Source organism: Actinomadura sp. 9N407 (assembly GCF_044326315.1).
Lineage (GTDB): Bacteria > Actinomycetota > Actinomycetes > Streptosporangiales > Streptosporangiaceae > Spirillospora.
Genome location: NZ_JBIRAW010000006.1, coordinates 212,169 through 235,917, shown reverse-complemented (window position 1 = coordinate 235,917; position 23,749 = coordinate 212,169). Strand labels below are relative to the sequence as shown.

Sequence of the window (23,749 nt, the reverse complement as noted above, 5' to 3'; positions counted from 1 at the left end):
ACAGATCTTCAGATGAACAGGTGATGGACATCGACGGGTGCGCGGTCCGGGTGGTGGACGCGCCGCGCGTGGCGTCCGTCCGCGAGCGGATGCCCGCCGACCAGGATCTGGCCGATACCGCCGAGGTGTTCGCGCTGCTGTCGGACCCCGGCCGGCTGCGGCTGCTGATGGCGCTGCTGGACGGTGAGCTGTGCGTCTGCGATCTGGCCGCGGTCAGCGGGATGAAGGAGTCGGCGGCCTCGCACGCGCTGCGGCTGCTGCGGGCGCACCGGGTGGTCACGGCGCGCCGCTCCGGCCGGATGGCCTACTACCGGCTGGCCGACGCGCACGTCCGGATGCTGCTGGACCTCGCCCTCGCCCACATCGAGCACACCGAGGCCGTCCACCCCGAACGGGAGCTGTGATGGGCGCCGGGCACGGGCACGGGCACGGCGCGGCCCCGATCGCCGGGCACGCCGGAGGGCGGCACCGGTGGCGGCTGGCCGCGTCGTTCGGCCTGATCGGGTCGTTCTTCGTGGTGGAGCTGGTGTACGGGCTGATCTCGGGCTCGCTGGCGCTGCTGTCGGACGCCGGGCACATGGCCGCCGACGTGGTGACGCTGGCCGCGGCGCTGGTCGCCACCAAGATCGCGGCCCGGCCGGACGGCACCGGCCGCCGGACGTACGGGTCGTACCGGGCCGAGGTGTTCGCCTCCGGGTTCGCGGTCCTGGTGATGCTGGGCACGGCCGTCTACATCATGATCGAGGCCCTGTCCCGGATCGGTACGGACGCCGAGGTCTCCACCGCTCCGATGCTGATCGTCGGCGCGCTGGGCCTGGCCGTCAATCTCGTCGCGCTGGGGCTGCTGCGCGCGGGCGCGGCCGAGAGCCTGAACGTCAAGGGCGCCTATCTGGAGGTGCTTGCCGACACCGCCGGCTCTGTCGGCGTGATCGCGGCCGGGATCCTGGTCGCCGCCACCGGCCAGGTCCTCTTCGACACCCTGGTCGCGCTGGCCATCGCCGTGTTCGTGGTCGTCCGGGCCCTGGCCCTCGGCCGCCAGGTGCTCGCGGTGCTCGGCCAGCACGCGCCCGCCGGGCTCGACGTCGACACCGTCACCGGGGAACTGGCCGCCATCGAGGGCGTCCAGGATGTCCACGACCTGCACCTGTGGGCGCTGACCTCCGGCATGAACGTCGCGACCGCCCATCTGGTGACCGCCGAGGGGGCGGACGCGCACGCGGTCCTGGACCGCGCCCGCGACCTGCTCCGCGACCGCCACGGCATCGCGCACGCCACCCTCCAGGTCGAGCCGTCCGACCATGCCGGCTGCGACGAGGTCGGCTGGTGACCCCCGCTTCTATTACAGTTGTAGCAGGACGATCCGGGCCGCTGCGTGTTTGCACTGCTCAGACGGGGTACGCGGGAACCCTGCGGCCCGGTGTCGTCGTTGTACGGATGATTCGTTCGAGCAGAGAGAGACATGGACTCCGATCTTCACCCCAGGGCGGCCGCCCGTACCGATGACCACCGGCGGGACCGCTGTTGATCACAGCGCTGTCGCTGCTGCTGGGAGTGGCGGTGGTCCTGCTGATCACCGCCGTGACGGGATACTTCGTCGCCCAGGAGTTCGCTTACATGTCGGTGGACCGCTCGCGGCTGAACGTCGCGGCCGGCGGCGGGGACCGGGCGGCCGGTCGCGCCCTCGCGGTGACGCGGCGCACCTCGTTCATGCTGTCCGGGGCCCAGCTGGGCATCACGGTCACGGGCCTGCTCGTCGGGTACGTCGCCGAGCCGCTGATCGGCCGCGCCCTGGGCGACCTCGTCGGGGCGGGCACCTCGGCGGCCACGGGCGTCGCGATCGGTACGGTGCTGGCGCTCGCCTTCTCCACGCTCGTGCAGATGGTGTTCGGCGAGCTGTTCCCCAAGAACCTCGCGATCGCGCGGCCCGAGCCGGTGGCCCGCTGGCTGGCGCGGTCCACGCTGATCTACCTGAAGGCGTTCGGCTGGCTGATCTGGGTGTTCGACCAGTCGTCCAACCTGCTGCTGCGCCTGCTGCGGATCGAGCCGGTGCACGATGTGGAGCATTCGGCGACCGAACGGGACCTGGCGCACATCGTCGCCGACTCGCGCCGCAGCGGTGACCTGCCGCCCGACCTGTCGATCCTGCTGGACCGGATCCTGGACTTCCCCCGGCGGGACGTCGAGCACGCGATGATCCCGCGCTCGCGGGTCGACACGGTGCGCCACGACGAGCCGATCGGCGAGGTCAGGCGGGCGATGAGCACCGGGCACTCCCGCTATCCCGTCCTGGACGGCGAGGAGCGCGTGAGCGGTGTGGTGCATCTGGACGACGTCCTGAGGGCCGCGGACCCGGCCCTGCCGGTGTCGTCGATCATGCGGCCCGCGCCGATGCTGCCGACCCTGATGGCGCTGCCCGACGCCCTCGACGGCCTGGCCTCCGAACGGGACCAGCTGGCCTGCGTCGTCGACGAGTTCGGCGGCTTCGCGGGCGTCCTGACGCTGGAGGACCTCGCCGAGGAACTCGTCGGTGAGATCACCGACGAGCACGACACCGGCGAGAGCGAGCGTACGGCCACCGCGGCCGGCGACGCCTGGATCATCCCGGGCGACTTCCATGTGGACGAGGTGGAGCGCACCATCGACCACCGGCTGCCCGAGGGCGACTACGAGACCATCGCCGGGCTGGTGATCGCCGCGTACGGGGCGCTGCCCGGCGTGGGCACCACGCTCGACATCGAGCTGCCCGCCGACCCGGCCGACCTCGTGCTCAGCGACGATCCACCGGCCCGGTTCGTTCAGGTGGAGGTTCTGGAGGTCGACCAGCACGTGCCCTCGTCGGTCCGGCTGCGGGTCGCGGGCAAGGGTGATCCGGCAGACCGGGGAGAGGAGAGCGGCCGTGGATGACCCTTGGGTCGTACTGGTCGCGACGGTCGCGATCATCGCGCTGAGCGCGTTCTTCGTCGCCGCCGAGTTCGCGCTGATCGCCGCCCGGCGGCACCGGCTGGAGGACGCGGCGCCGGAGAGCCGGTCCGCGCGGGCGGCGCTGCGCAGCGCCTCCGAGCTCACCGTGCTGCTCGCCGGCTCCCAGCTCGGCATCACCGTCTGCACGCTGGCGCTGGGCGCGATCACCAAACCGGCGGTGCACCACTGGCTCACCCCGCTGTTCGAGACCTGGGGACTCGCCCTGTGGCTCGCCGACGTGGCGGGGTTCGTGCTCGCCCTGATCATTGTGACGTTCCTGCACCTGGTGATCGGCGAGATGGCGCCCAAGTCCTGGGCCATCGCCCACCCGGAGCGGTCCGCGACGCTGCTGGCGCTGCCGATGCGCGGCTTCATGTGGCTGACCCGGCCGCTGCTGCGCGCGCTGAACGAGTCCGCGAACTGGTGCCTGCGCAAGGTCGGCGTCGAGGCCACCGACCAGGTCGCCTCGGGGCAGAACCCGGAGGCCCTGCGCCACCTCGTCGAGCACTCCGCCAACGTCGGGGCCCTGGACGCCGGCTACTCGGCCCAGCTCTCCGAGGCCCTGGACCTGCGCAATCTCCGGCTCGGTGACCTGATCGGCCCGGACGCCGAGCTCACGGCGGTGCCGCCCAGCGCCACGGTCGCCGACGTCCAGGCCGCGGGCCAGGCCTCCGGCCACCTGCGCATCCTGGTGACCGGCTCCGAGGACGCCGCGTGGAGTGTGGTGCACGTGCGCGACACCCTGACCGAACCCGACTCCGCCGGCATCGCGCGGCTCACGCGGCCCGCGTACCGGCTCCCCGCCGACACACCGGTCTACGCGGCCCTGACGCGGATGCGCGAGACCGGCAACCAGCTCATCCTCGTCATCGAGGGGGAGGACGTCCGGGGCGTCGTCTCGATCACCGACATCCTTCGCCGGCTCTTCCCCGGGGCGGGGAGCAGGCCGAACGGCGGCACCCTCCTCAGGCTGTGAGGACCGCTGGGAGACGGCCGCCGAGCGCGGGCGTGTAACCTCGAAAGCACTCCGGCAACGGCGGCGGCCCCATTCGGGCCGGCCCGCCACGCCGGTTCAGCCACGGAAGGCGGATGCGATGCCCACGCTGCATCGCACCCAGCGCCCGTCCCGTCCCGTCCCGGCGGTGGTCGTGTGCACCATCTCCCGGCCGGCCCGGCGATCAGCCCTCTCGCCGCCTTAGCTACCGCGGCCACGGTTGCGCCCGGCCGGCAGGCCCGGCGGCGCCTCTCTTCGCGGACGATCCCGGCACGGTTCCGGATCGCCGCTCCACCCCTCTCCGCTTCACCCCATGCAGCTACACCCCATGCAGCTACACCCCAATGAACGGACAACTTCATGAGCACCACGCCCATTGGTATCCCGGCCTGCAGTCAGGAGCCCGCGTGTACCCGCTGACCATCGGAGTCCTCGGACGATCGGGCAAGGAGAACGAGCACCGGCTGCCGATCCACCCGCTGCACATGGGCCGGATCGAGCCCGACCTGGCCGCGAACATCTACCTCGAGAGCGGGTACGGCGAGGGCTTCGGCGTACCGGACGAGCGGCTGGCGCCCCATGTGGCCGGGCTGCTCTCGCGCGAGGCGCTGATCGAGCGCTGCGACGTCATCCTGCTGCTCAAGCCGCAGCCCGAGGACCTCAAGGAGCTGCGCCCCGGCCAGATCCTGTGGGGCTGGCCGCACTGCGTCCAGGACCGGGAGATCACCCAGCTCGCCATCGACCGGCGGCTGACGCTGATCGCCTTCGAGGCGATGAACCACTGGTCGCCCAACGGCGGGTTCGCCCTGCACGTGTTCCACAAGAACAACGAGCTCGCCGGCTACTGCTCGGTGCTGCACGCCCTGGCCCTCACCGGTTCCACCGGCGTCTACGGCCGCCGCCGGCGCGCGGCCGTCATCAGCTTCGGTGCCACCGCGCGCGGTGCGGTCACCGCGCTCGCCGCCCACGGCGTCCATGACGTCAACGTGCTCACCCACCGCGGCGTGAGCGCGGTCGCGTCACCGATCCATTCGGCGCGGATCGTCCACTTCGACCGCGACGACGAGGACCCGACCCGCACCATCACGCTCACCGACGACGGCCCGATGCCCACGGCGGCCTTCCTCGCCGAGCACGACATCATCGTCAACTGCGTGCTGCAGGACACCGACGCCCCGCTGATGTTCGCGTCCGGCGACGACCTGCCGCTGTTCGCGCCGGGGACGCTCATCGTCGACGTGTCCTGCGACGAGGGGATGGGCTTCGGCTGGGCGCGGCCGACGTCGTTCGACGACCCGATGTACACGGTGGGCGACAACGTCCACCACTACGGCGTCGACCACAGCCCGTCGTACCTGTGGGACTCCACCACCTGGGAGATCAGCGAGGCCCTGCTGCCGCACCTGCCGACGGTCCTGGCCGGGCCCACGGCCTGGGACGCCGACCTGACCATCCGGAAGGCCATCGAGATCCGCGACGGCGGGATCCGGAACCCGGCCATCCTCAGCTTCCAGGACCGGTCGCCGGACTACCCGCACGCCGCCATCGAGCGCGCGGAGTAGGGCGGGCGCGGCCCGTCCAGAACCCGAGGGCCAGCGCCGACGGATCAGCGCCGAGGAATCAGAGCCCGAGGAAGCGGCGCGCGTTGCCCCGCAGGATCAGTTCGCGGGACGCATCGCTCAGGAAATCGGCCCGCCGGACGACATCACCGGCGGGCCGCTCGCCCAGCGGGTACGGGTAGTCGCTGCCGACCATGACCTGCGTCGGGCCGAGGACGTCGACGAGCGTCCGCAGCGCCGCCGGGTCGAAGACCACGGAGTCGACGGAGAACCGGCCGGTGTACGCGGCGGGCGGCCGCTCCGAGGTGCCGATGATGTCCTGGCGGGCCCGCCAGGCGTTGTCGAAGCGGCCGAGCCAGAACGCGAACGAGCCGCCGCCGTGCGCGAAGCAGATCCGCAGCGACTCGGGCACCTGGTCGAACACGCCGCCGAGGATCATCGCGATGATCGACAGGTGCGTCTCGGCGGGCATCCCGGTGAGCCAGCGCGCCATCCACCGGTCCAGGCGCGGGCCGGCCGGCATGTCCCAGGGGTGCACGAACACCGGCACGCCGAGGCTCGCCGCGTGCTGGAGGAACGTGACGATGCCCGCGTCGTCCAGGTCCCGGTCGCCGACATGGTTGCCGATCTCCACGCCGCGGTGCCCGGCGGCGACGGCGCGTTCCAGTTCGCGGCAGGCGGCGTCGGTGTCCTGCAGGGGTACCTGGCAGAACGGGATCAGCCGCCCCTCGCCGGGCGCGCAGATCTCCAGGGCGAGATCGTTGAAGATGCGGGAGATCTTCTCGGCCTCGCCGGCCGGCGCGTCGTAGCCGAAGAAGACGGGCGTGGGGGACACGACCTGGAGGTCGATTCCGTCCTCGTCCATGTCGGCCAGGCGCAGCGGGGCGTCCCAGCAGTCGGACCTGATCCGGCGGAACTCCGACGAGCCGACCATGATCATGGCTTCGCGCTCGGAGTCGGGCCGCAGCCAGGGCCGGCCGTCGCCCAGGTCGGGCCAGCCGTTGGGCACGAAATGGGTGTGCACGTCGATGGTCACGGCGGCTCAGCCCTTTCCGGGGTGCAGGGCACCGCAGTTACCGCAGGTAGGGGCCTCTTCGGATGTGTAGAACGGCTCGAAGACCGGCGGCCGCAGCAGGTGCACGTTCTCGGGAAGGGAGGTCATCGGCTTTCTTCCGTGCTGGGAGCCGGTTCGCGGGCGACGGCCTGCATCTCGACACCAGCCGTACGGACCGACACCTCGCCGAGCCCGGCGACCCGGGCGGTCACCGTCGTCGCGGGCGTGAGCGCGGCCGCCGCAGTCGCCGCGCCCGCCAGGATGATCGAGCCTGCGGGCAGCGTCAGGCCGTGCTCGCGCGCCATCCGGACGATGTCGTCCAGCGCGCGGGTGGGATCGCCGAGGATGTCGGCGGTCGAGCCCTGCCCGACCGCGTCCCCGTCGAAGGCGAGCGTCACCGCACGATCGCGGAGATCGTCGGACTTCCGGTACGGACGCCACGGCCCGATCACGAAGGCGGCGGCCGAGGTGTTGTCGGCGATGACGTCGGCGAGGCTGAACGTGAAGTCGCGGTACCGGCTGTCGATGATCTCCAGCGCCGGAGCCACATCCGTGGTGGCGGCGTGCACGTCGCACTCGGGATCGGACGGGTCGATCGCGGTACCGAGCCGGAACGCGACCTCCGGCTCGATCCGGGGATGGACGTACCGGCCCAGCTCGGCCTCGCCGCCGTCCGGGATCGCCATCGAGGACGTGATCACGCCCACGATCACGTCGTGCACGCCCATCTGCTCGGCCTTGGCCTTGCTGGTGAAGCCCAGCTTCAGCCCGACCTGCGTGTCGCCGCGCCCTGCCCGGAGCGCGATGCCGGCGGCCTGGACCGCGTACGCCTCGTCCACCGTCAGCGGGGCGCCGGTGGTGAGCTGCGGTACGGCGGACGCCGCGCGCGTGGCGTCGTCCAGCGTCCCCGCGAGGGTCTCGATGTCGGTCACTTTTGCCTGCATGGCAGCGAGCCTAAGGATCAGGTGCCATGCCTGGCCAATGCTCATTGCCGGAATCGCCATGCTCGTCCGGGCATAGCGACGCTGATATGCCCATTCAGGCATTCCTGCCAGCCAAATGAGTATTGGCCAGGCATGGCAGCAGGTCACAAGATGGACGGCAGTCACCGAACCGCATGCGCAACGGACGCATCCGCCCCACCCGACCGACCGAGAGGAACAACCGTGGCGCCGAACAAGACCGCGGACGTGATCGGAGCAGGCCTCGCCGGCCTCACCGCAGCGACGGCACTGGCCCAGCGCGGCTGGTCGGTACGGCTGCACGAGCGCGAGTCGGAGATCCGCGCGATCGGCGCCGGCATCTACGTGTGGGGCAACGGCCTGGCCACCCTGGAGGCGCTCGGCCTGTACGACCAGGCCGCCGTCGGCGCGCATGTCGGGCAGGTGCTGGAGTCCCGCGACCACCGCGACCGGGTGGTCGAGGAGATCCCGATCAACGGACCCGGGCAGGCGCGGGTGCTGACGATCATGCGCGACCGCCTGATCGACACGCTGATCGGCGGGGCGAAGGAGGCCGGCGTCGAGATCCGTACCGGCTCCGAGGTGGTCGAGGCGGCGCCCGACGGCAGCCTCGTGCTGCGGTCCGGCGAGACCTCCCGCGCCGATGCCGTGCTCGCCGCCGACGGCGTCAACTCCCGCATCCGGCGCCAGTACGACGTCGTCGCCCACCGCGCCTCGATGAAGCAGGGCGCGACCCGGCTCACCGTCCCCCGCTCGGCCGATTTCGTGCCCGCCGAGGACCAGGGCAAGTACATCGAGTACTTCAGCGGCCGGCGCCGCGTGCTCTACACCCCCAGCAGCGAGACCAGCCTGTACGTCGCGCTCGTCGCGGACGAGGACGACCGCCCGGCCAGCCGGATCCCGGTCGACACGGCGTCCTGGATCCGCTCGTTCCCGCACCTGGAGAAGCTGCTGAGCGCCTGCGCCGGCGTTCCCGGGCGCTGGGACACCTTCCAGTTCCACACGCTGACCCGCTGGTCCATGGGCCGGCTGGCGTTCCTCGGCGACTCCGCCCACCCGCAACCGCCGTACCTCGGACAGGGCGGCGGCTGCGCGATGATGAGCGCGCTCGGCCTCGCGGACGCCCTCAGCGGCTCCGACGCGCCCGTCGACCAGCGGCTGCGCGACTGGGAGTACGCCGAGCGGCCGACCGTCGAGCACACCCAGCGCTGGTCGTACCGGCTCGGGCAGCTCAACTACGTCCCGGACGCCGCCCGGACGCCGCTGCTCAAGGGGAGCGGCCTCCTGCCCGCCCTCGGCGCGTCCCGGATGCGCGCGGCCCGCACGATCCCCACCGGCGCCGGCCGGTTCGCCGGCTCCGCCCCCGCCGGTAGCTGAAAGGAAGACATGACCTCCGCGGACCTCAAGACCATCACCGTCGCCGGGAACCCGATCTCCTACCAGGACCAGGGCCCGGTCGGCGCGCCCGCCGTCGTCCTGATGAGCGGCTGGTGCCATGACCACCGGCTGTTCGACCAGCTCGTCCCGCATCTCAGCGACGACCTGCGGGTGCTGTGCGTCGACTGGCGCGGGCACGGCGAGGACCGTACCCCGGTGGCCGACTTCGGCTACGCCGAGCAGGCCTCCGACACGCTCGCCGTGCTCGGCGCGCTCGGCGTGGACCGGTTCCTCCCGGTGTCCCACTCGCACGGCGGCTGGGCGAACCTGGAGATCGCCGAGCGGGCCGGGACGGCGCGCGCGCCCCGGCTGATCGTCATCGACTGGCTGATGACCCCGCCGGCGCCCGAGTTCGCCGAGGGGCTCGCCGCCATCCAGGACCCGGACCGCTGGATCGCGGGCCGGCAGGGACTGTTCGACGTGTGGATCAACGGGCGGCGGCACGAGCGCGTGCAGCGCCACCTCGATGTGGAGATGGCCGGCTTCGACTTCGAGATGTGGGCCCGCTCCTGCCGGGTGATCGCCGACGCGTACGCCGCGTTCGGCTCGCCGCTGGAGCGGATGACCGGGCTGAGCGAGACCCGTCCCGTCAAGCACCTGTTCTCGCAGCCGACCGATCCGGCCTACGAGCGGGCGCAGATCGACTTCCGGGCCGAGCACCCCTGGTTCGACTACCGCACCCTCGGCGGGCCGACCCACTTCCCGACGCTCGACTCGCCCGGCAAGGTCGCGGCCGAGATCCGCGCGTACGCCGGCCGGACCTGACCAGGACCTCCGCCCTCCCCCCAGCTAGGAGTCCCCATGCGCAGTACAGGCCCCGCCGTGGCCGGGAGCGACCCGCCCGCCACCAAGTGGTTCATGCTCGCGATCGTCTCGGCCGGCTTCGTCGCCATGACCGTCAACTGGTTCAACATCTCGACCGGGTTCGGCGCGATCGGCGAGGAGTTCGGGGTGGCGATCCCGGACGTCGCGTTCCTCATCTCGATCTTCGTCGCGGCGTACGGGATCCTGCACATCCCCGGCGGCCTGCTGGCCACCAAATGGGGACTCCGCCGTACCCTGGCCCTCGGGCTCGCCATCGAGGCGGTGGGCTCGCTGCTCTCGGCGACCGCCACGTCGTTCGAGATGCTGGTGGTGTGGCGCGCGCTCGCCGGCGTGGGCGCCTCCATCTTCGCGGCCGTCGGCATCGCCGCCGTCAGCGTCTGGTTCCGCGACCACCAGCACGCCCTCGCGCTCGGCGTCTCCTCGGCCGCGTTCAGCGTCGGTACGGCCCTCGGCCTCTACACCTGGGCCGACATCACCGCCGCCACGAGCTGGCGCACCTCGGTCGTCACCGGCGGCGTGCTCTGCCTGGCCGTCGCCGCGCTCAGCGCGCTCTGCTTCCGGGTCCCGCGCGGCCTCGACTCGCTGACCGGTGTCCACCTCACCCGCGAGGGATTGAAGAAGACCCTGGTCAACAAGGAGATCTGGCTGTTCGGCCTGGCCTTCTTCGGTGCCTACGGCTCCTACCTCGGCGCGTCCCAGCTGATCTCCGGGTACGGCGCGGACCGCGCCTTCCCCGACGGCCAGATCGCCGCCGCCGCCTTCCTGATCGGCATCGCGGGCGTCCCGGGCAGCATCGCGGCCGGCTGGCTCGCCGACCGCTACCTCACCCCGCGCATCCTGTTCATGATCGGGGCCGTGCTGGAGGCGGTGTTCCTCATGTCCGTCCCGTTCGCCGGGCCCGGCACGTTCTGGATCCCGGCCCTCGGCATCGGCTTCATGTTCAACTTCGTCTTCGCGATCTGGCAGACCGTACCGGGCAGCATCCGCAGCATCGCACCCGAGAACATCGGTACCGCGGTCGGGCTGATGCTCACGATCTCGGCCGCCGGCGGGTTCGTGCTGCCGTGGGCGTTCGGGCTGATCGTGGACGGACCCGGCTACACCGCCGCGTGGATCTTCCTGGGCGTCGTGAGCGCCCTCACCGTCGGGTTCTGCCTGTTCAGCCGGACCCGTACCCGGGCCACCCTCCCGCCGCGCGGCGCCCGCGACCTGGACAGGGCGGTCGGCGCCGCCGAGGCCTGACGGCATCCCGCCCTCCGCGCGCTCTCGCGCGGAGGGCGGGGACCAACCCGCTTCACCAGCCGGTATGCCCATTAGGGCCGGATCTCGGTAGGAGCAATGCCCAACGCCGAGTACGGTCGTCGCATGGAGACCCCACGCCTGCTCGACGGTCGCCTCAAGCTCCGCCACCTCGTCCTGGTCGACGCGCTCTCCGAACGCGGCAGCGTCGTCGGGGCCGCCGCCGCGCTGCACGTCACCCAGCCCGTCGTCACCCGCGGCCTGCGCGACCTCGAAGCGATCCTCGGCGTCACCCTCTACGAGCGCGGGCCCCGCGGCATCACCCCGACCGACTTCGGCGTGGCGTTCACCGACCACGCGCGCGCCGTCCTGGCCCAGCTCACCCAGGCCGCGCGGCACGTACAGGAACTCGCCGAGGCGTCCCGCGGCGAGGTCGTCGTCGGGACCCACCTGGCCGGATCGAACCTGCTGCTGCCCCGGGCCATCGCCCGTCTCAAGGCCGGCCGGCCGCTGCTCAACGTCATCGTCCGGGAGGCGACGCCGGAGGCACTCCTGGTCGAGCTCGCCGCCGGCCGCGTCGATCTGATCGTGGGACGGCTGTCCCGCCCGAGCAGCGAGGGGACGGTACGCCGCAGCCTCTACCAGGAGTCCATCCGGCTGGTCGTCGGGAACCATCACCCGCTCGCCGGCCGCGACGGCATCGGCCTCGAGGAACTGCGGGACTACCCCTGGATCCTGCCCGGCGTCGAGACCACGCTCCGCCGCGAGCTGGAGGGCTTCTTCGTCCGCAACGGCGCCGACCTGCCCGAGAACCGCGTCGAGGCGACGTCGTTCCTCACCGTCCGGCAGCTGCTGATGGAGACCGACATGATCGGGACCCTGCCGGGCCTGATCGGTGCCGACGACCCGCGGCTGACCCCGCTGAGCTTCTCGCTGGAGCCGGTCGGGCACAGCGTCGGCCTCACCCTGGACGCCCACCGCCGGCTCAGCCCCGCCGCCCAGGCCCTGATCGACGCCCTGTACGCGGCCGCCGAAGGGCTCAGCCAGGACACCTGACCGGCCGCCCGGCCATCTTAAGTACGACAGATACTTGACGACTCGCCATGTAGATGTGGAGTATTGGGGGTGTCGAGACATCTGGAGGCACTTCGATGACCACCTTGCCGGGCGAGCCGGTCTCGCAGCAGCGGAGTGACCGGGTCGAGTTCCGGACGGAGCCGTCCCGCTACCGGCACTGGCGGCTGACGTTCGACGGCTCCGTCGCCACGCTCGTGATGGACGTCGATGATCAGGGCGGCCTGGTTCCGGGGTACGAGCTGAAGCTGAACTCCTACGACCTGGGCGTGGACATCGAGCTGTACGACGCCGTCCAGCGGCTGCGGTTCGAGCATCCCGGGGTCCGGACGGTGGTGCTGACCAGCGGCAAGGAGAAGATCTTCTGCGCGGGCGCCAACATCCGGATGCTGGCGGCGTCCACGCACGCGTGGAAGGTGAACTTCTGCAAGTTCACCAACGAGACCCGCAACGGGATCGAGGACGCGACGGCGAACTCGGGGCAGACGTATGTCGCTGCGCTGAACGGCACCGCGTCGGGCGGCGGGTACGAGCTGGCACTGGCGTGCGAGCACATCATGCTGGTGGACGATCGCTCGTCGGCGGTGTCGCTGCCGGAGCTGCCGCTGCTGGGCGTGCTGCCGGGCACCGGCGGGCTGACCCGGGTGTCGGACAAGCGGCACGTACGCCGTGACCTGGCCGACTACTTCTCGACCAGGGCCGAGGGGCTGGGCGGCAAGAAGGCCGTGGCGTGGCGGCTGGTGGACGAGGTCGTCCCGCGTACCGCCTGGGACGGGACGGTCAAGGAGCGCGCCGCGACCTTCGCCGAGCGCTCGGCCCGTCCCGCCGGCGCGAGTGGCATCGAGCTGACTCCGCTGGCCAAGACCCGGACCGATGATCACATCGGTTACCGCCACGTCGGCGCGGTCCTGGACCACGAGCGAAGCGCCGTGGAGATCACGGTGCTGGGCCCCGAGGGCGACGCGCCCGCGGACGTGCGCGAGCAGGGGACGGACTTCTGGCCGCTGGCCGTCGCGCGCGAGCTGGACGATCTGATCCTGGATCTGCGCACCAACGAGACCGGCCTGGGCACCTGGGTGCTGCGGACCAAGGGCGACCCCGCGCGGGTGCTGGCCCACGACGCGCTGCTGCTCAAGGATCCCGGCGACTGGCTCGCCAACGAGATCGTGCACTACCTCAAGCGGACCCTCAAGCGCCTGGACGTCACCAGCCGCAGCCTGATCGCGCTGATCGAGCCGGGCGGCTGCTTCGCCGGGTCGCTGCTGGAACTGGCGCTGGCCGCCGATCGCTCGTTCCAGCTGGACGGCGTGTTCGAGGACATCGACCCCGACGCCGATCCCGCCACGATCACGATCGGCGCGATGAACCTGGGGCCGCTGCCGATGGGCAACGGCCTGACCCGTACCGCCACCCGCTTCTTCGGCGACGCCGAGGCGCTGGCGGGCGCGGAGGCCGTCGAGGGCGAGCCGCTGGAGGCGGCCGACGCCGAGCGGCTCGGGCTGGTCACGTTCGCGCCGGACGACATCGACTGGTACGAGGAGGTCCGGATCGCGGTCGAGGAGCGGGCCGGGTTCAGCCCGGACGCGCTGACCGGCCTGGAGGCCAACTACCGCTTCGCCGGGCCGGAGACCCTGGAGACCAAGATCTTCGGACGGCTCACCGCGTGGCAGAACTGGATCTTCAACCGTCCCAACGCCTCCGGTCCCGAGGGCGCGCTGCGCCGGTACGGCACCGGGCGGCGGGCCGAGTTCGACAAGAAGCGAGTGTGACATGACGATCACGGCCGACTACGGCGACAAGATCCCCAACAACGTCGACCTGCACGAGGACCGCAGGCTGCAGCGGGCGCTGGAGTCCTGGCAGCCCAACTTCCTGTCCTGGTGGGAGGAGATGGGCCCCACCCTTCCGACCGAGGACGTCTACCTGCGCACGGCCGTGAACGTGGGCCGCGAGGGCTGGGCCCACTTCGGCCATGTGGCCATGAAGGACTACCGCTGGGGCATCTTCCTGGCCGAGCGCGACCGCGACCGGACGATCGGGTTCGGGCAGCACAAGGGCGAGCCCGCCTGGCAGAAGGTGCCCGGCGAATACCGCGCCGACCTGCAGCGGCTGATCGTGATCCAGGGCGACACCGAGCCGGCCAGCGTGGAACAGCAGCGCAACCTCGGCGCGACCGCCCCGAGCCTGTACGACCTGCGCAACCTGTTCCAGGTGAACGTCGAAGAGGGCCGTCACCTGTGGGCGATGGTCTACCTCCTGCACGCCTACTTCGGGCGGGAAGGCCGCGAGGAGGCCGGGGCCCTGCTGCTGCGCAACTCCGGCAGCGAGGAGTCGCCGCGGATCCTGGGCGCCTTCAACGAGGAGACGCCCGACTGGCTCTCGTTCTTCATGTTCACCTACTTCACCGACCGGGACGGCAAGTACCAGCTCGGCACGCTCAAGGAGTCGGCGTTCGACCCGCTGAGCCGCACCTGCGAGTTCATGCTGAAGGAGGAGGCCCACCACATGATGGTGGGGACCACCGGGATCGACCGGGTGGTGGAACGGACCGTCCAGCTGATGCGCGAGCACGACACCGACGACGTCGTCGCGCACGGCGGGATCCCGCTGGACGTGATCCAGAAGTACATGAACTTCCACTACTCGGTGTCGCTTGACCTGTTCGGTGGCGAGACGTCCACCAACGTCGCCAACTACTACACCGCCGGGCTCAAGGGCCGCTGGGCCGAGGGCCGCCGCAAGGACGACCACCGGCTCGTCGACGACGCGATCATGGTCGACGCGTTGATCGACGGCGGGATCGGGCAGACCGAGGTGGCCGCGCTCGTCGGGCTGAACACCGACCTGCGCCGCGAGTACATCGGCGACTGCCAGAACGGAGTGAACCGCTGGAACCGCATCCTGGAGGAGGCCGGCGTCCCGCAGCGGCTGCGGCTGCCGCACGTGGCGTTCAACCGGCAGGTCGGCGCGTTCGCCGGTCTCCAGGCCGCACCGGACGGCCAGGTCCTCTCCCGGGCGGAATGGGAGGCGCGCAAGGGCGCCTGGCTGCCGACCGAGGTGGACAAGACCCACGTCCGGTCGCTGATGCGGCCGGTGCACGAGCGCGGCAAGATCGCCGCCTGGATCGCCCCGCCGCGCCAGGGCATCAACGGGCAGCCGTTCGACTACGACTACGTCCACCTGGCCTGAGCTGATGGCGATCTACGCGCTCGGGGACCTGGTCCCCGACATCCATCCGGACGCGTTCGTCCACCCGGACGCGACCGTGATCGGAGCGGTCACGATCGGCGCGGAGGCGTCCGTCTGGCCCGCCGCCGTGCTGCGCGCGGACTACGGCCGCATCGAGGTCGGGGCGCTGACCTCCGTCCAGGACGGCACCGTCGTGCACACCACCGCCGACTGGCCGACGCTCATCGGGGATCGCTGCGTGGTCGGGCACAACGCCCACCTGGAAGGCTGCACGATCGGCGACGGCTGCCTGATCGGCTCGGGCTCGATCGTGCTGAACCGCGCGGAGGCCGAGCCCGGCGCGGCCGTGGGCGCGGCGGCGCTGGTGCCCGAAGGCGCCCGCGTCCCTGCGGGGCACATCGCCCTGGGCGTACCGGCCAAGATCCGGCCCGCTCCCGAGGCCCTGGCCGGCTGGGTCACCGAGGCCGTCGGGTTGTATCAGGGCATGGCCGGGCGCTACCGCACCGACCTGCGCCGGATCGACTGAACGGCGAACATCCCTCTAGCTCTGGAGCCGATCTCATGACGCTCGTCCACATCCGCCGCGAGGACCGGCTCTGGTGGGTCGGCCTCGACCGGCCGGACAAGCACAACGCCCTCGACCAGGCGATGGTCGACGAGCTGGACGCGGTCCTGAACGAGGCTCGGCGGGAGCCGTCCCTTCTGATCGTCCACTCGACCACGCCGGGGATGTTCGCCGCCGGGGCCGACATCGCCGAACTGCGTGACCGGGACGCCGACGCGGCGCTGCTGGCGATCAACGCGGGGCTGTTCGAGCGGCTGGAGGCGCACCGCTGGCCGACGATCGCGCTGGTCGACGGCCCCGCGTTCGGTGGCGGCTGCGAGCTGGCGCTGGCGTGCGACTTCCGGATCGCCTCGCCGGACGCGGTGTTCGCGCAGCCGGAACTGTCGCTGGGCATCATCGCCGGCGCGGGCGCGAACTGGCGCCTGCCGCAGCTGGCCGGCCTGGGTACGGCCCGCCGGATGCTGTACGCCGGGGCGCGCGTCGGAGCGCAGGAGGCCCTCGCCGCCGGGCTGGTCGACGAGGTCGCCGACAGCGCCGAGGACCTGAACGAGCGCGGCCGGGCCATGGCGGCCACCATCGCCAAGCGGTCCTGGCGGGCGCTGGAGCTGACCAAGCTGGCGCTGCGCAGCCGCCGTCCCGCGACCACGACCTTCGACCTCGCCGCCCAAGCCCTGCTGTTCGACGGCGAGGACAAGCACGACCGGATGACGGCCTTTCTGGAGCGGAGAAACCGATGACCCCCGTACCGCTGCGGCTATCCTTCGGTGATCAGCGCCGCCCAGCGCTCCTGGGCGGCGTCCTGCCATTGCCGGTGCAGGTCGGTGAAGACGTTGGCGGCGCGTACGCCGATCCAGTGCGGGGGAAGCAGCTCCAGCGGCAGTTGCGGGTCCAGCCGGGGGAAGCGCCGCCACTCGTGCACGAGCCGGATCTGGGCCAATAGCGCCTGGTCGCCGGCGGCGGGCCGCAGCCCGGCGAACTCGCGGACGAACTCCTCGTAGGCGGCGGCCAGATCGTCCAGGTGCCAGGCCTGCTCGACCATGGCGCGCTCGGACCCGATCCCGGCGAACGGGCCGCAGAACGACAGCACCACCGGATCCAGGCCGAGGTTCTCCACCACCTGCTTGGCCTCGGCCTCCCGGGAGGCGTGCGGGCTGATCCACACGCCGGGGATCGGGCTGCCCAGCCCCGCCCACGTCAGCCCGTTGCGCAGCTGGTGGCGCAGGTCGCGCTTGGACTCGGGGACGCTGGCCAGCAGGACGAGCCAGCGCCCGTCCCAGGAGTCGCGCTCGCGGCCGAAGGAGTAGATCCGCTCGGCGCCCTCGCGCAGCAGCGTACGGCCGGTCCCGGTCAGGGCCCATCGCACCCGCCGCCCGGCCCGCTCGGACTCGATCCAGCCCTTGGCCGCCATCCGGGTCAGCGCCTGCCGGGCCGACTTCTCCTCGATCTCCAGCCCGGCCAGCACGTGCAGCAGCGTCGAGGTCCACACCGGCTCGCCCTGCGGCAGCACGAACTCGCCGAACACGCTCATCAGCAGGGACTGGGCGCTCTTCGAGCCGGCCTGCTGGCGCCGCGTCATCGACGCTGCCGCAGGGCTCTGGTCATCACCGGGCATGGCGCGGGGGACACTCCTCGGGCAAGGGATGATCGATCAAGGGCTGAGAACAGTCCATGCTACAAGTACGCGACGAGACGTTAGCTGTCCGTAGCGAGAGGCGGGCCGGCGGCCCGCACGGGTCAGCCCACGCCGAGGAGCGCATGGGCCCGAGCGCGGTCGCCGCGGAAGTCGGCGGTGGTGCCTCGGTGCACGATGCGTCCCTTCCGCATCACGGCGACCTCGTCGGCGAGGCGGAAGGCCAGGTGCAGGTCCTGTTCCACCAGGACGGCCGCGATGCCCTCGCCGCGCAGCCCTTCCAGCAGCTCGGCGACCTGATCGACGACCGCGGGCGCGAGGCCGTCCGAGGGCTCGTCCAGCAGCAGGAGGCGCGGGTTGTTCAGCAGCGCCCGGCCGATGGCCAGCATCTGCTGCTCGCCGCCGGACAGCTGGTCGCCCCGGTTGGTACGGCGCTCGGCGAGGCGCGGCATCAGCTCGTAGACCCGCGCGGGCGTCCAAGCGCCGCCCTTGCCCCGCGCCGCGATGCGCAGGTTCTCGTCCACCGTGAGAGGCGCGAACACGCGGCGGCCCTGCGGAACGATCGCGACACCGCTGCGGGCGACGGTGTGCGCGGCCGCCCCGGCGAACTCGCGGTCGCCGATGCGGACGCTGCCCGAGTACGGCTTCAGCATGCCCATGACCGTGTGGATGAACGTGGTCTTCCCGACACCGTTGCGCCCGAGCAGCGCCACGACGGCACCGGCGGGCACAGTGAAGTCGACGCCGTCGAGCACCGTGCTGCCCGCGTACCCCGCGCGGAGGTCGCGCACGGTCAGCAGATCGGTCATGGGGCTCCTCCCGCGTCGGCGAACAGGTCCTCGGTTCTGGCCGAGCCCAGGTAGGCGCTCTGTACGGCCTCGTCGGCCCGGATCTCCTCCGGTGGCCCGGAGGCGAGCACCTTGCCCAGATGCAGAACGGTGACGCGGCCGGCCAGGCGGAACACCACGTCCAGGTCGTGCTCGACGATGACGAGCGTGAGGCTCTCGGGGAGCCGTTCCATCAGCTCCACGAACCGTTCCGTCTCAGCGGCGGACATCCCGGCGGTCGGCTCGTCGAACATGACCAGGGCCGGTTCGGCGGCGAGCACCATCGCCACTTCCAGCTGCCGCCGTTCGCCATGGGAGAGGGCGGCGACCTTGTCGCGAGCGCGGCCGTCCAGCCCGACCGACTCCAGGTGGCGAAGCGCCTCCGCGTCGGTACGCCGGAAGCGTCGCGCGGCCCGGTCGAAACGGTGCGCCACCCCATGGACGCGCTGGACGGCGAGCGCGACGTTGTCCAGAACGGAGCAATCGAGGAAGAGGCTGGCGTGCTGGTAGGTGCGCAGCATGCCGCGCCTGGCCCGTTCGGACTCGGCCAGGGACGTGACGTCCTGACCGGAGAGGAGCACGCGCCCGCTGGACGCCCGGAGCGTTCCGGCCACGGTCGCGAACAGCGTCGACTTGCCCGCGCCGTTCGGGCCGATCAGCGCGTGCCGTTCTCCTGGCATGACGGTCAGGTCCACATGGTCGACGGCGGTGAGCGAGCCGTAGGAACGGGTGAGGCCCTGCAACTCCAAGAGGGGGGTCACGCGGGACTCTCCTTCCGGCGGCGGGCACCCTTGATGCCCGCCAGGCCGCGTGGAATCAGGAAGACGACGGCGATGAACAGCAGGCCCAGCACCAGCGGTCCGTGCCCGCCGATGTAAGTGGAGAGGTTGTCCCGTACGAGCAGCACCAGAGCCGCGCCCAGGCACGGGCCCCACAGGCTGCCCGCGCCGCCGATCACGACGCTGAGCAGTGCGAGCGCGGCGACCTCGAAGCCCAGATCCCCGGGGGAGACGAACCGGGCCTGCGCCACCCACAGCGCCCCGCCCACCCCCGCGACCGCTCCCGCCAGGCAGAAGACACCGTACCTGGCCAGCGCCGGCCGGTACCCGAGCGCGCGCATCCGCGCCTCGTTGTCGCGGATGCCGCGCAGCGTCCGCCCGTACGGGGAGCGGACGACGAGCGCCACGGCGGCGAACACCGCGATCGCGACCGCCAGCACCCACCAGTAGACGAACCCCGCCGCGAGTATCGGCGGCCCGCCGAACAGGCTGATCGGCGGCATCCCGGACAGCCCGTTGCTGCCGCCCACGGCCGACCACGTATCGGCCACCTGATGCACCGATTCGCCGATCGCGAGGGTCAGCATCAGGAACACGATCCCGCGCACGCGGACGGCCACCCAGCCGGTGAGGGCGGCGGCGACCAGCCCCATGACCAGGCCCGCCAGCACCTGCACCAGCGCGTCCGGCGTGATGTGAATGCCGACGAGGACAGCTGTGTAGGCCCCGACCCCGAAATAGGCCGCCTGCCCCAGCGTGGGCAGGCCCGTGACACCGGTCAGCAGATCCACGCTGAGTACCAGCACCGCGAACGCCAGCATCCGCGTCATGGTCGTCACCGGATAGGAACCCAGAACCATCGGCGCCGCCACCAGCAGCGCCAGCACCGCGACGACGACCGCCTGCTTGGACCTCATGCGCGCACCGCTTTCTGGGCCGGAAGCAGGCCGGCCGGGCGCAGCAGGAGCACCAGGGCCATCGCCGCGAAGATCAGGAACGAGGCGTACTCCGGGAGCAGCGTGGTACCGAGCGCCTGCACCTGCCCGATCAGGATGGCGCCGAGCAGCGCGCCGCGTACCGAACCCAGGCCGCCGACGACCACCACGACCAGCGCGAGCAGCAGGACCTTCTCGTCCAGGCCGGGCTGGGCGCCCAGGATCGGGCCGGCGAGGACCCCGCCGGCCGCGGCGAGCGCCGCGCCTCCGGCGAAGACGCCGATCAGCACCAGGCCCGTGTTGACGCCCAGCGCCGACACCATGGCCCGGTCGGCGACGGTGGCCCGGATCACCGAGCCGAGCGCGCTGCGTTCCACCAGGAGGTAGACGGCGATCGCCAGCACGATCCCGAGGCCGATCACCATCAGCCGGTAGACCGGATAGGTCTCGCCGAACACCGAGACGCCGCCGCCGAACGGCGCGGGCGCGGCGATGGAACGGACCTCGTTGCCGAACGCGATCGACAGCAGCTCGGCGACCACCAGCGCGACGCCGAGCGTGAGCAGGGCCTGGTCCAGATGGTGCCGGGTCGCGCGGGTCAGCCCGGCCAGCACGCCGCCGAGGACTGCCCCGGCCACGGCCGCGACCAGCACCGCCAGCACGAACGTCATCAGGCCCGCGCCGTCGGCGACCAGCGCGACCGCGACGTACGCGCCGGCCAGGTAGACCGCGCCGTGCGCGAGGTTGAGCACGTCCATCATGCCGAACACCAGTGACAGGCCCAGCGCGATCGCGAACAGCAGCGAGCCCATCGCCAGCCCGTTGAGGACGCTCACCAGATAGGTGTCCATGGCGCGGCGCCTATTTCAGCTCGCGGATGACCGCGTTGACGACGGTGCCGTCCTTGGACCGGACCTCGCGCAGGTAGTACTTCTGCTGGGCGTCGTGGTCGGCGTCGAAGCTCCACTGCCCGCGCGGGCTGTCGATCGGCCCGACGCCTCCCAGCGCTTTGACCAGCGCGTCGCCCTCGGCGCCCGGTGCCTTGGCGAGGGCCTTGTCCAGTACGGCCGCCGCGTCGTGGGCCTGGACCGCGTACACCGTCGGCGGCTCGTTGAACGCCTTGCGGTAGGCGGCCACGAACTCCTTGTTGCGCGGGGTGTCCAGCTCGGTGGAGTAGTGCAGCGAGGTCTTGACCCCGACCGCGGCCTCGCCCTGGGCGTCCAGCACGCCGCCCTCGGTCAGGAAGCCGGTGCCGTACAGGGGAGTCTCGCCCGCAAGCCCGAACTGCTTGTACTGCTTGACGAAGCTCACCGCCTCGGCGCCGGCGTAGAAGGTGTAGACGGCCTTGGCGCCGGACGCGCGGATCGCCGACAGGTACGGCTGGTAGTCCTGGGTCTTGCCGAACGGGGTGTACTTCTCGCCTGCGACTTTGCCGCCCGCGGCCTCGAAGGTCTTGCGGAACCCGCCGACCATCTCCCGGCCCGCCGCGTAGTCGGCGGCGATGAGGTAGACGCCGCCCTTGGCGTCCTCGGCGACGGCGGGGCCGAGCGCGGCCCCGACCTTGCCGTTGGCGAAGCTCGTCCGCCAGACGTAGTCGGACTTGCGCGCGCCGGTGATGTCGTCGGCACCGGCGTTGGCCACCAGCAGCGGCCGCTTGGACTCGTGGAAGAAGTCGCGCAGGCCGAGCGCGGTCGCGGAGTTGACCACCCCGACCACCGCGGCGGCCTGGTCCTGGGTCACCAGCTTCTGCGCGGCGGGCACGCCGGTCTGCGGGCCCGCGCCCTCGTCGGCGGTGACGAGCTTGATCGTACGGCCGCCGAGCTTGCCGCCGTGCTGGTCCAGGTAGAGCTTGAAGCCGTTGCGCATGTCCTCGCCGAGCGGCGCGTACACGCCCGACAGCGGCACCAGCAGCCCGATCTTCACCTCGCCGCCGGACTGGCCGCCGCCGGACTGGCCCAGGCTGGAACCACCGCACCCCGCCAGCACGAGGGCACTCGCCGACAGTGCCGTGATGATCGAGCGGTAACCCATGGCGGCTCCCTGCGTCGGACGCCGGCGTGACGCGCCGACGGAGTGCGCCAAGGATCTACAGAAGTTCGTGGCAGCGTCAAGAGTTTGTAATGAATTCGAGCTCGGATATTCGGGCGTTCATCCATGAAAGTCAGCAGTCAGGGCGAGGATGGCGGGTGTCAAGAACTACAGGTGACCGACGTTCCGCCAGCTGACTGTTGACGGATGATCACGGGCAGGACAGGCTGAGGTCCGGAGTGTCGCCGGGCAGCGCCGGGGCCGGCGGCGCCGCCTCGCGGGCGCGCCGGCGGTCCGGCTCCAGGGCGAGCCGGGCATGCAGGATCAGCTGGAGTTCCAGGCGGGCCCGCGGGTCGTGCAGGTCATCGCCGAACAGGCCCTGCAGCTGGTGCAGGCGATAACGGACGGTCTGCGGATGCAGCTGCAGATCGGCGCTCGCCGCGGTGGCATTGAAATTGCGCTCCAGCAGTGCGAGAAGTGTTTCTGCGAGCCTGTCGCGTTGTGCGGGGGAGACCTCGTCCAGCGGCGCGAGGCGCTCGGACGCGGTGCTGTTGATGATGGCCTTGGAACGGAATAGGACGAGCAGCGGGAAATGGTCGTCACTCCGGACGAGCCCGGTATCCGGAATGCTTCCCTGCTGGACGAGTGAAAGCGTGTCGCGCGCGCAGGCGAGGGAATGGAAGGCCTGCCCGACAGGAACCGCCGGGCCGACCGCCACGATCCAGTCGCCCGTCATCGGCTCCAGCGGACGGGTCCGTACCACGCTCTCCGGATCGGGCAGCAGCAACCACGGTTTCGAGCCATGGGGATGGATCAGCAATTCGCCCGGGAGCATCAACTGCCGCGGGTGGCGCCCCTCGCGGGGGGAGAGCGCGACGGCCGCGATCGTGCGCGGCAGCGGCCAGTTGATCTGCCGGGCCAGCGCCGCGACGGCCTCCAGGTCGGGCTCCTCGGCGAGCAGCATCTCCGCCAGCAGCCTGCGGTCGCGATGCTGGTCGACGGCGAACCGGGGGCCCTGCGACCGGTACCCCAGGTTGAACGCCGCCGTGACCGCGTCGAAGAAGACGAACTGCGCGTTCGCGATCGCGTCCAGGGTGGTCGCGTGGTACTCGGTCTCGCTCAGATCGTTCACCGCGCGCCACACCGCGCGGGCCGAACTGAAGAGCAGCCGCTGGAATTCCTCGGCCCCGCGGCCTTCCAGCGCCATCCACCCGCCGGTCTCCACGTACCAGCCGCCCATGCGCTCCCAGGTGGTGTCCCGGGAGTCCTCGATCAGATCGCAGAAATGGTGCACGGTCTTGACCGCGCCCTCGCGGAGCGACCGGGAGATCTGATCCGCCTGGTCGGCGATTCCGGTTTCCACGGTTTCCATGGTTTCCACGGAATCCGCGGTGACATCGATCACGGTTCCCGCCGGCGGGTTCACGCGCGGACGCAACCGGCCGGCGAGTTGCGGGCGGATTCTGGAGAACGCGCGGATGTCGAGCGGAGGCAGAACCATGGTCACCACTCCCATCAGAAGCCGCTCCGGTACGTGCCGAACCGCAGTATCACTCAGCCGTCGGCCGCCGTTCTTGTTTGAAGGCGAGCATTGTCGAAGGGAAACGCTCACCGAACTACTGGCGTACGGGGGCACCTCCGAGCGTCCCCCTCCTGGTCGGGTGGCCGTGCCCCCCTGCGGCGGATCCTCG

The 23,749-nt window shown here is 71.4% G+C and carries 22 protein-coding genes; 13 read left to right on the top strand and 9 right to left on the bottom strand.

The window, feature by feature from the left end:
* Positions 1-23 precede the first annotated feature (23 nt).
* The 5 genes from ACH34Q_RS12305 to ACH34Q_RS12285 all read left to right on the top strand — a co-directional run bounded on the left by ACH34Q_RS12305 (position 24) and on the right by ACH34Q_RS12285 (position 5,517).
* Positions 24-404, top strand: a complete 381-nt coding sequence (locus tag ACH34Q_RS12305; protein ID WP_395982977.1) for an ArsR/SmtB family transcription factor — start codon at positions 24-26, stop codon at positions 402-404.
* Positions 404-1,327, top strand: coding sequence for a cation diffusion facilitator family transporter (locus tag ACH34Q_RS12300; protein WP_395982976.1), 924 nt, complete (start codon positions 404-406; stop codon positions 1,325-1,327). Before ACH34Q_RS12305 ends, ACH34Q_RS12300 begins: the two co-directional genes overlap by 1 nt.
* 194 nt (positions 1,328-1,521) lie before the next feature.
* The gene (locus tag ACH34Q_RS12295; RefSeq protein WP_395982975.1) at positions 1,522-2,904 is read left to right on the top strand and encodes a hemolysin family protein; all 1,383 of its coding nucleotides are present in this window, start codon (positions 1,522-1,524) and stop codon (positions 2,902-2,904) included.
* A complete protein-coding gene (locus ACH34Q_RS12290) occupies positions 2,897-3,937 on the top strand; it encodes a hemolysin family protein (RefSeq protein ID WP_395982974.1) in 1,041 nt (346 codons plus the stop codon). The genes ACH34Q_RS12295 and ACH34Q_RS12290 overlap by 8 nt, the downstream gene beginning before the upstream one ends.
* Before the next feature lie 425 nt (positions 3,938-4,362).
* A complete protein-coding gene (locus tag ACH34Q_RS12285) occupies positions 4,363-5,517 on the top strand; it encodes a N(5)-(carboxyethyl)ornithine synthase (protein WP_395982973.1) in 1,155 nt (384 codons plus the stop codon).
* 58 nt (positions 5,518-5,575) lie between these two features.
* On the opposite strand, the gene ACH34Q_RS12280 is transcribed toward ACH34Q_RS12285, so the two are convergent.
* Together ACH34Q_RS12280 and ACH34Q_RS12275 are read right to left on the bottom strand one after the other, a co-directional pair.
* Positions 5,576-6,550 (bottom strand): amidohydrolase family protein, encoded by a 975-nt coding sequence (locus ACH34Q_RS12280; RefSeq protein WP_395982972.1) that lies wholly within the window; start codon positions 6,548-6,550, stop codon positions 5,576-5,578.
* Positions 6,551-6,672: 122 nt separating this feature from the next.
* Entirely contained in the window at positions 6,673-7,512 is an 840-nt protein-coding gene (locus tag ACH34Q_RS12275) for a 2-keto-4-pentenoate hydratase (RefSeq protein ID WP_395982971.1), read from the bottom strand.
* Positions 7,513-7,734: 222 nt separating this feature from the next.
* On the opposite strand from ACH34Q_RS12275, the gene ACH34Q_RS12270 reads away from it, so the two are divergent.
* The 8 genes from ACH34Q_RS12270 to ACH34Q_RS12235 all read left to right on the top strand — a co-directional run bounded on the left by ACH34Q_RS12270 (position 7,735) and on the right by ACH34Q_RS12235 (position 16,596).
* A complete protein-coding gene (locus tag ACH34Q_RS12270) occupies positions 7,735-8,907 on the top strand; it encodes an FAD-dependent oxidoreductase (protein ID WP_395982970.1) in 1,173 nt (390 codons plus the stop codon).
* Positions 8,908-8,916: 9 nt separating this feature from the next.
* On the top strand, positions 8,917-9,732 hold the full coding sequence (locus tag ACH34Q_RS12265) for an alpha/beta fold hydrolase (protein ID WP_395982969.1): 816 nt from the start codon (positions 8,917-8,919) through the stop codon (positions 9,730-9,732).
* Positions 9,733-9,768: 36 nt separating this feature from the next.
* On the top strand, positions 9,769-11,034 hold the full coding sequence (locus ACH34Q_RS12260) for a nitrate/nitrite transporter (RefSeq protein WP_395982968.1): 1,266 nt from the start codon (positions 9,769-9,771) through the stop codon (positions 11,032-11,034).
* A 123-nt stretch (positions 11,035-11,157) separates the two neighbouring features.
* Positions 11,158-12,087 (top strand): LysR substrate-binding domain-containing protein, encoded by a 930-nt coding sequence (locus tag ACH34Q_RS12255; protein ID WP_395982967.1) that lies wholly within the window; start codon positions 11,158-11,160, stop codon positions 12,085-12,087.
* 95 nt (positions 12,088-12,182) lie between these two features.
* Positions 12,183-13,874, top strand: coding sequence for a 2,3-epoxybenzoyl-CoA dihydrolase (gene boxC / locus ACH34Q_RS12250; RefSeq protein WP_395982966.1), 1,692 nt, complete (start codon positions 12,183-12,185; stop codon positions 13,872-13,874).
* A 1-nt stretch (position 13,875) separates the two neighbouring features.
* A complete protein-coding gene (gene boxB, locus ACH34Q_RS12245; RefSeq protein ID WP_395982965.1) occupies positions 13,876-15,294 on the top strand; it encodes a benzoyl-CoA 2,3-epoxidase subunit BoxB in 1,419 nt (472 codons plus the stop codon).
* A gap of 4 nt (positions 15,295-15,298) precedes the next feature.
* Positions 15,299-15,820 carry a gamma carbonic anhydrase family protein gene (locus tag ACH34Q_RS12240; RefSeq protein ID WP_395982964.1) on the top strand — a complete coding sequence of 174 codons (522 nt, stop codon included), beginning with the start codon at positions 15,299-15,301 and terminating at the stop codon, positions 15,818-15,820.
* Positions 15,821-15,855: 35 nt separating this feature from the next.
* Positions 15,856-16,596, top strand: coding sequence for an enoyl-CoA hydratase/isomerase family protein (locus tag ACH34Q_RS12235; protein ID WP_395982962.1), 741 nt, complete (start codon positions 15,856-15,858; stop codon positions 16,594-16,596).
* A gap of 17 nt (positions 16,597-16,613) precedes the next feature.
* Here the strand turns inward: ACH34Q_RS12235 and ACH34Q_RS12230 are convergent, their stop codons facing one another.
* From ACH34Q_RS12230 to ACH34Q_RS12200, 7 genes are all read right to left on the bottom strand, one after another.
* Positions 16,614-17,471, bottom strand: a complete 858-nt coding sequence (locus ACH34Q_RS12230) for a PaaX family transcriptional regulator C-terminal domain-containing protein (protein WP_395982961.1) — start codon at positions 17,469-17,471, stop codon at positions 16,614-16,616.
* Positions 17,472-17,593: 122 nt separating this feature from the next.
* Positions 17,594-18,298 (bottom strand): ABC transporter ATP-binding protein, encoded by a 705-nt coding sequence (locus ACH34Q_RS12225; protein ID WP_395982960.1) that lies wholly within the window; start codon positions 18,296-18,298, stop codon positions 17,594-17,596.
* Entirely contained in the window at positions 18,295-19,077 is a 783-nt protein-coding gene (locus ACH34Q_RS12220) for an ABC transporter ATP-binding protein (RefSeq protein ID WP_395982959.1), read from the bottom strand. The genes ACH34Q_RS12225 and ACH34Q_RS12220 overlap by 4 nt, the downstream gene beginning before the upstream one ends.
* Positions 19,074-20,012 (bottom strand): branched-chain amino acid ABC transporter permease, encoded by a 939-nt coding sequence (locus ACH34Q_RS12215; RefSeq protein WP_395982958.1) that lies wholly within the window; start codon positions 20,010-20,012, stop codon positions 19,074-19,076. Before ACH34Q_RS12215 ends, ACH34Q_RS12220 begins: the two co-directional genes overlap by 4 nt.
* Positions 20,009-20,881: a branched-chain amino acid ABC transporter permease gene (locus tag ACH34Q_RS12210; RefSeq protein ID WP_395982957.1), complete on the bottom strand. Its 873-nt coding sequence runs from the start codon at positions 20,879-20,881 to the stop codon at positions 20,009-20,011. Before ACH34Q_RS12210 ends, ACH34Q_RS12215 begins: the two co-directional genes overlap by 4 nt.
* Before the next feature lie 10 nt (positions 20,882-20,891).
* Positions 20,892-22,061, bottom strand: a complete 1,170-nt coding sequence (locus ACH34Q_RS12205; RefSeq protein WP_395982956.1) for an ABC transporter substrate-binding protein — start codon at positions 22,059-22,061, stop codon at positions 20,892-20,894.
* Between the two features lie 208 nt (positions 22,062-22,269).
* Positions 22,270-23,694: a helix-turn-helix domain-containing protein gene (locus tag ACH34Q_RS12200; protein WP_395982955.1), complete on the bottom strand. Its 1,425-nt coding sequence runs from the start codon at positions 23,692-23,694 to the stop codon at positions 22,270-22,272.
* Between the last annotated feature and the right edge of the window lie 55 nt (positions 23,695-23,749).

Bases quoted from the DNA above. Each gene is read 5' to 3' on its own strand.
- boxC (WP_395982966.1), top strand. From the start codon at position 12,183: ATGACCACCTTGCCGGGCGAGCCGGTCTCGCAGCAGCGGAGTGACCGG.
- ACH34Q_RS12255 (WP_395982967.1), top strand. From the start codon at position 11,158: ATGGAGACCCCACGCCTGCTCGACGGTCGCCTCAAGCTCCGCCACCTC.
- ACH34Q_RS12305 (WP_395982977.1), top strand. From the start codon at position 24: ATGGACATCGACGGGTGCGCGGTCCGGGTGGTGGACGCGCCGCGCGTG.
- ACH34Q_RS12300 (WP_395982976.1), top strand. From the start codon at position 404: ATGGGCGCCGGGCACGGGCACGGGCACGGCGCGGCCCCGATCGCCGGG.
- boxB (WP_395982965.1), top strand. From the start codon at position 13,876: ATGACGATCACGGCCGACTACGGCGACAAGATCCCCAACAACGTCGAC.
- ACH34Q_RS12275 (WP_395982971.1), bottom strand. From the start codon at position 7,512: ATGCAGGCAAAAGTGACCGACATCGAGACCCTCGCGGGGACGCTGGAC.
- ACH34Q_RS12225 (WP_395982960.1), bottom strand. From the start codon at position 18,298: ATGACCGATCTGCTGACCGTGCGCGACCTCCGCGCGGGGTACGCGGGC.
- ACH34Q_RS12205 (WP_395982956.1), bottom strand. From the start codon at position 22,061: ATGGGTTACCGCTCGATCATCACGGCACTGTCGGCGAGTGCCCTCGTG.
- ACH34Q_RS12240 (WP_395982964.1), top strand. From the start codon at position 15,299: ATGGCGATCTACGCGCTCGGGGACCTGGTCCCCGACATCCATCCGGAC.
- ACH34Q_RS12235 (WP_395982962.1), top strand. From the start codon at position 15,856: ATGACGCTCGTCCACATCCGCCGCGAGGACCGGCTCTGGTGGGTCGGC.
- ACH34Q_RS12215 (WP_395982958.1), bottom strand. From the start codon at position 20,012: ATGAGGTCCAAGCAGGCGGTCGTCGTCGCGGTGCTGGCGCTGCTGGTG.
- ACH34Q_RS12230 (WP_395982961.1), bottom strand. From the start codon at position 17,471: ATGCCCGGTGATGACCAGAGCCCTGCGGCAGCGTCGATGACGCGGCGC.
- ACH34Q_RS12210 (WP_395982957.1), bottom strand. From the start codon at position 20,881: ATGGACACCTATCTGGTGAGCGTCCTCAACGGGCTGGCGATGGGCTCG.
- ACH34Q_RS12260 (WP_395982968.1), top strand. From the start codon at position 9,769: ATGCGCAGTACAGGCCCCGCCGTGGCCGGGAGCGACCCGCCCGCCACC.
- ACH34Q_RS12265 (WP_395982969.1), top strand. From the start codon at position 8,917: ATGACCTCCGCGGACCTCAAGACCATCACCGTCGCCGGGAACCCGATC.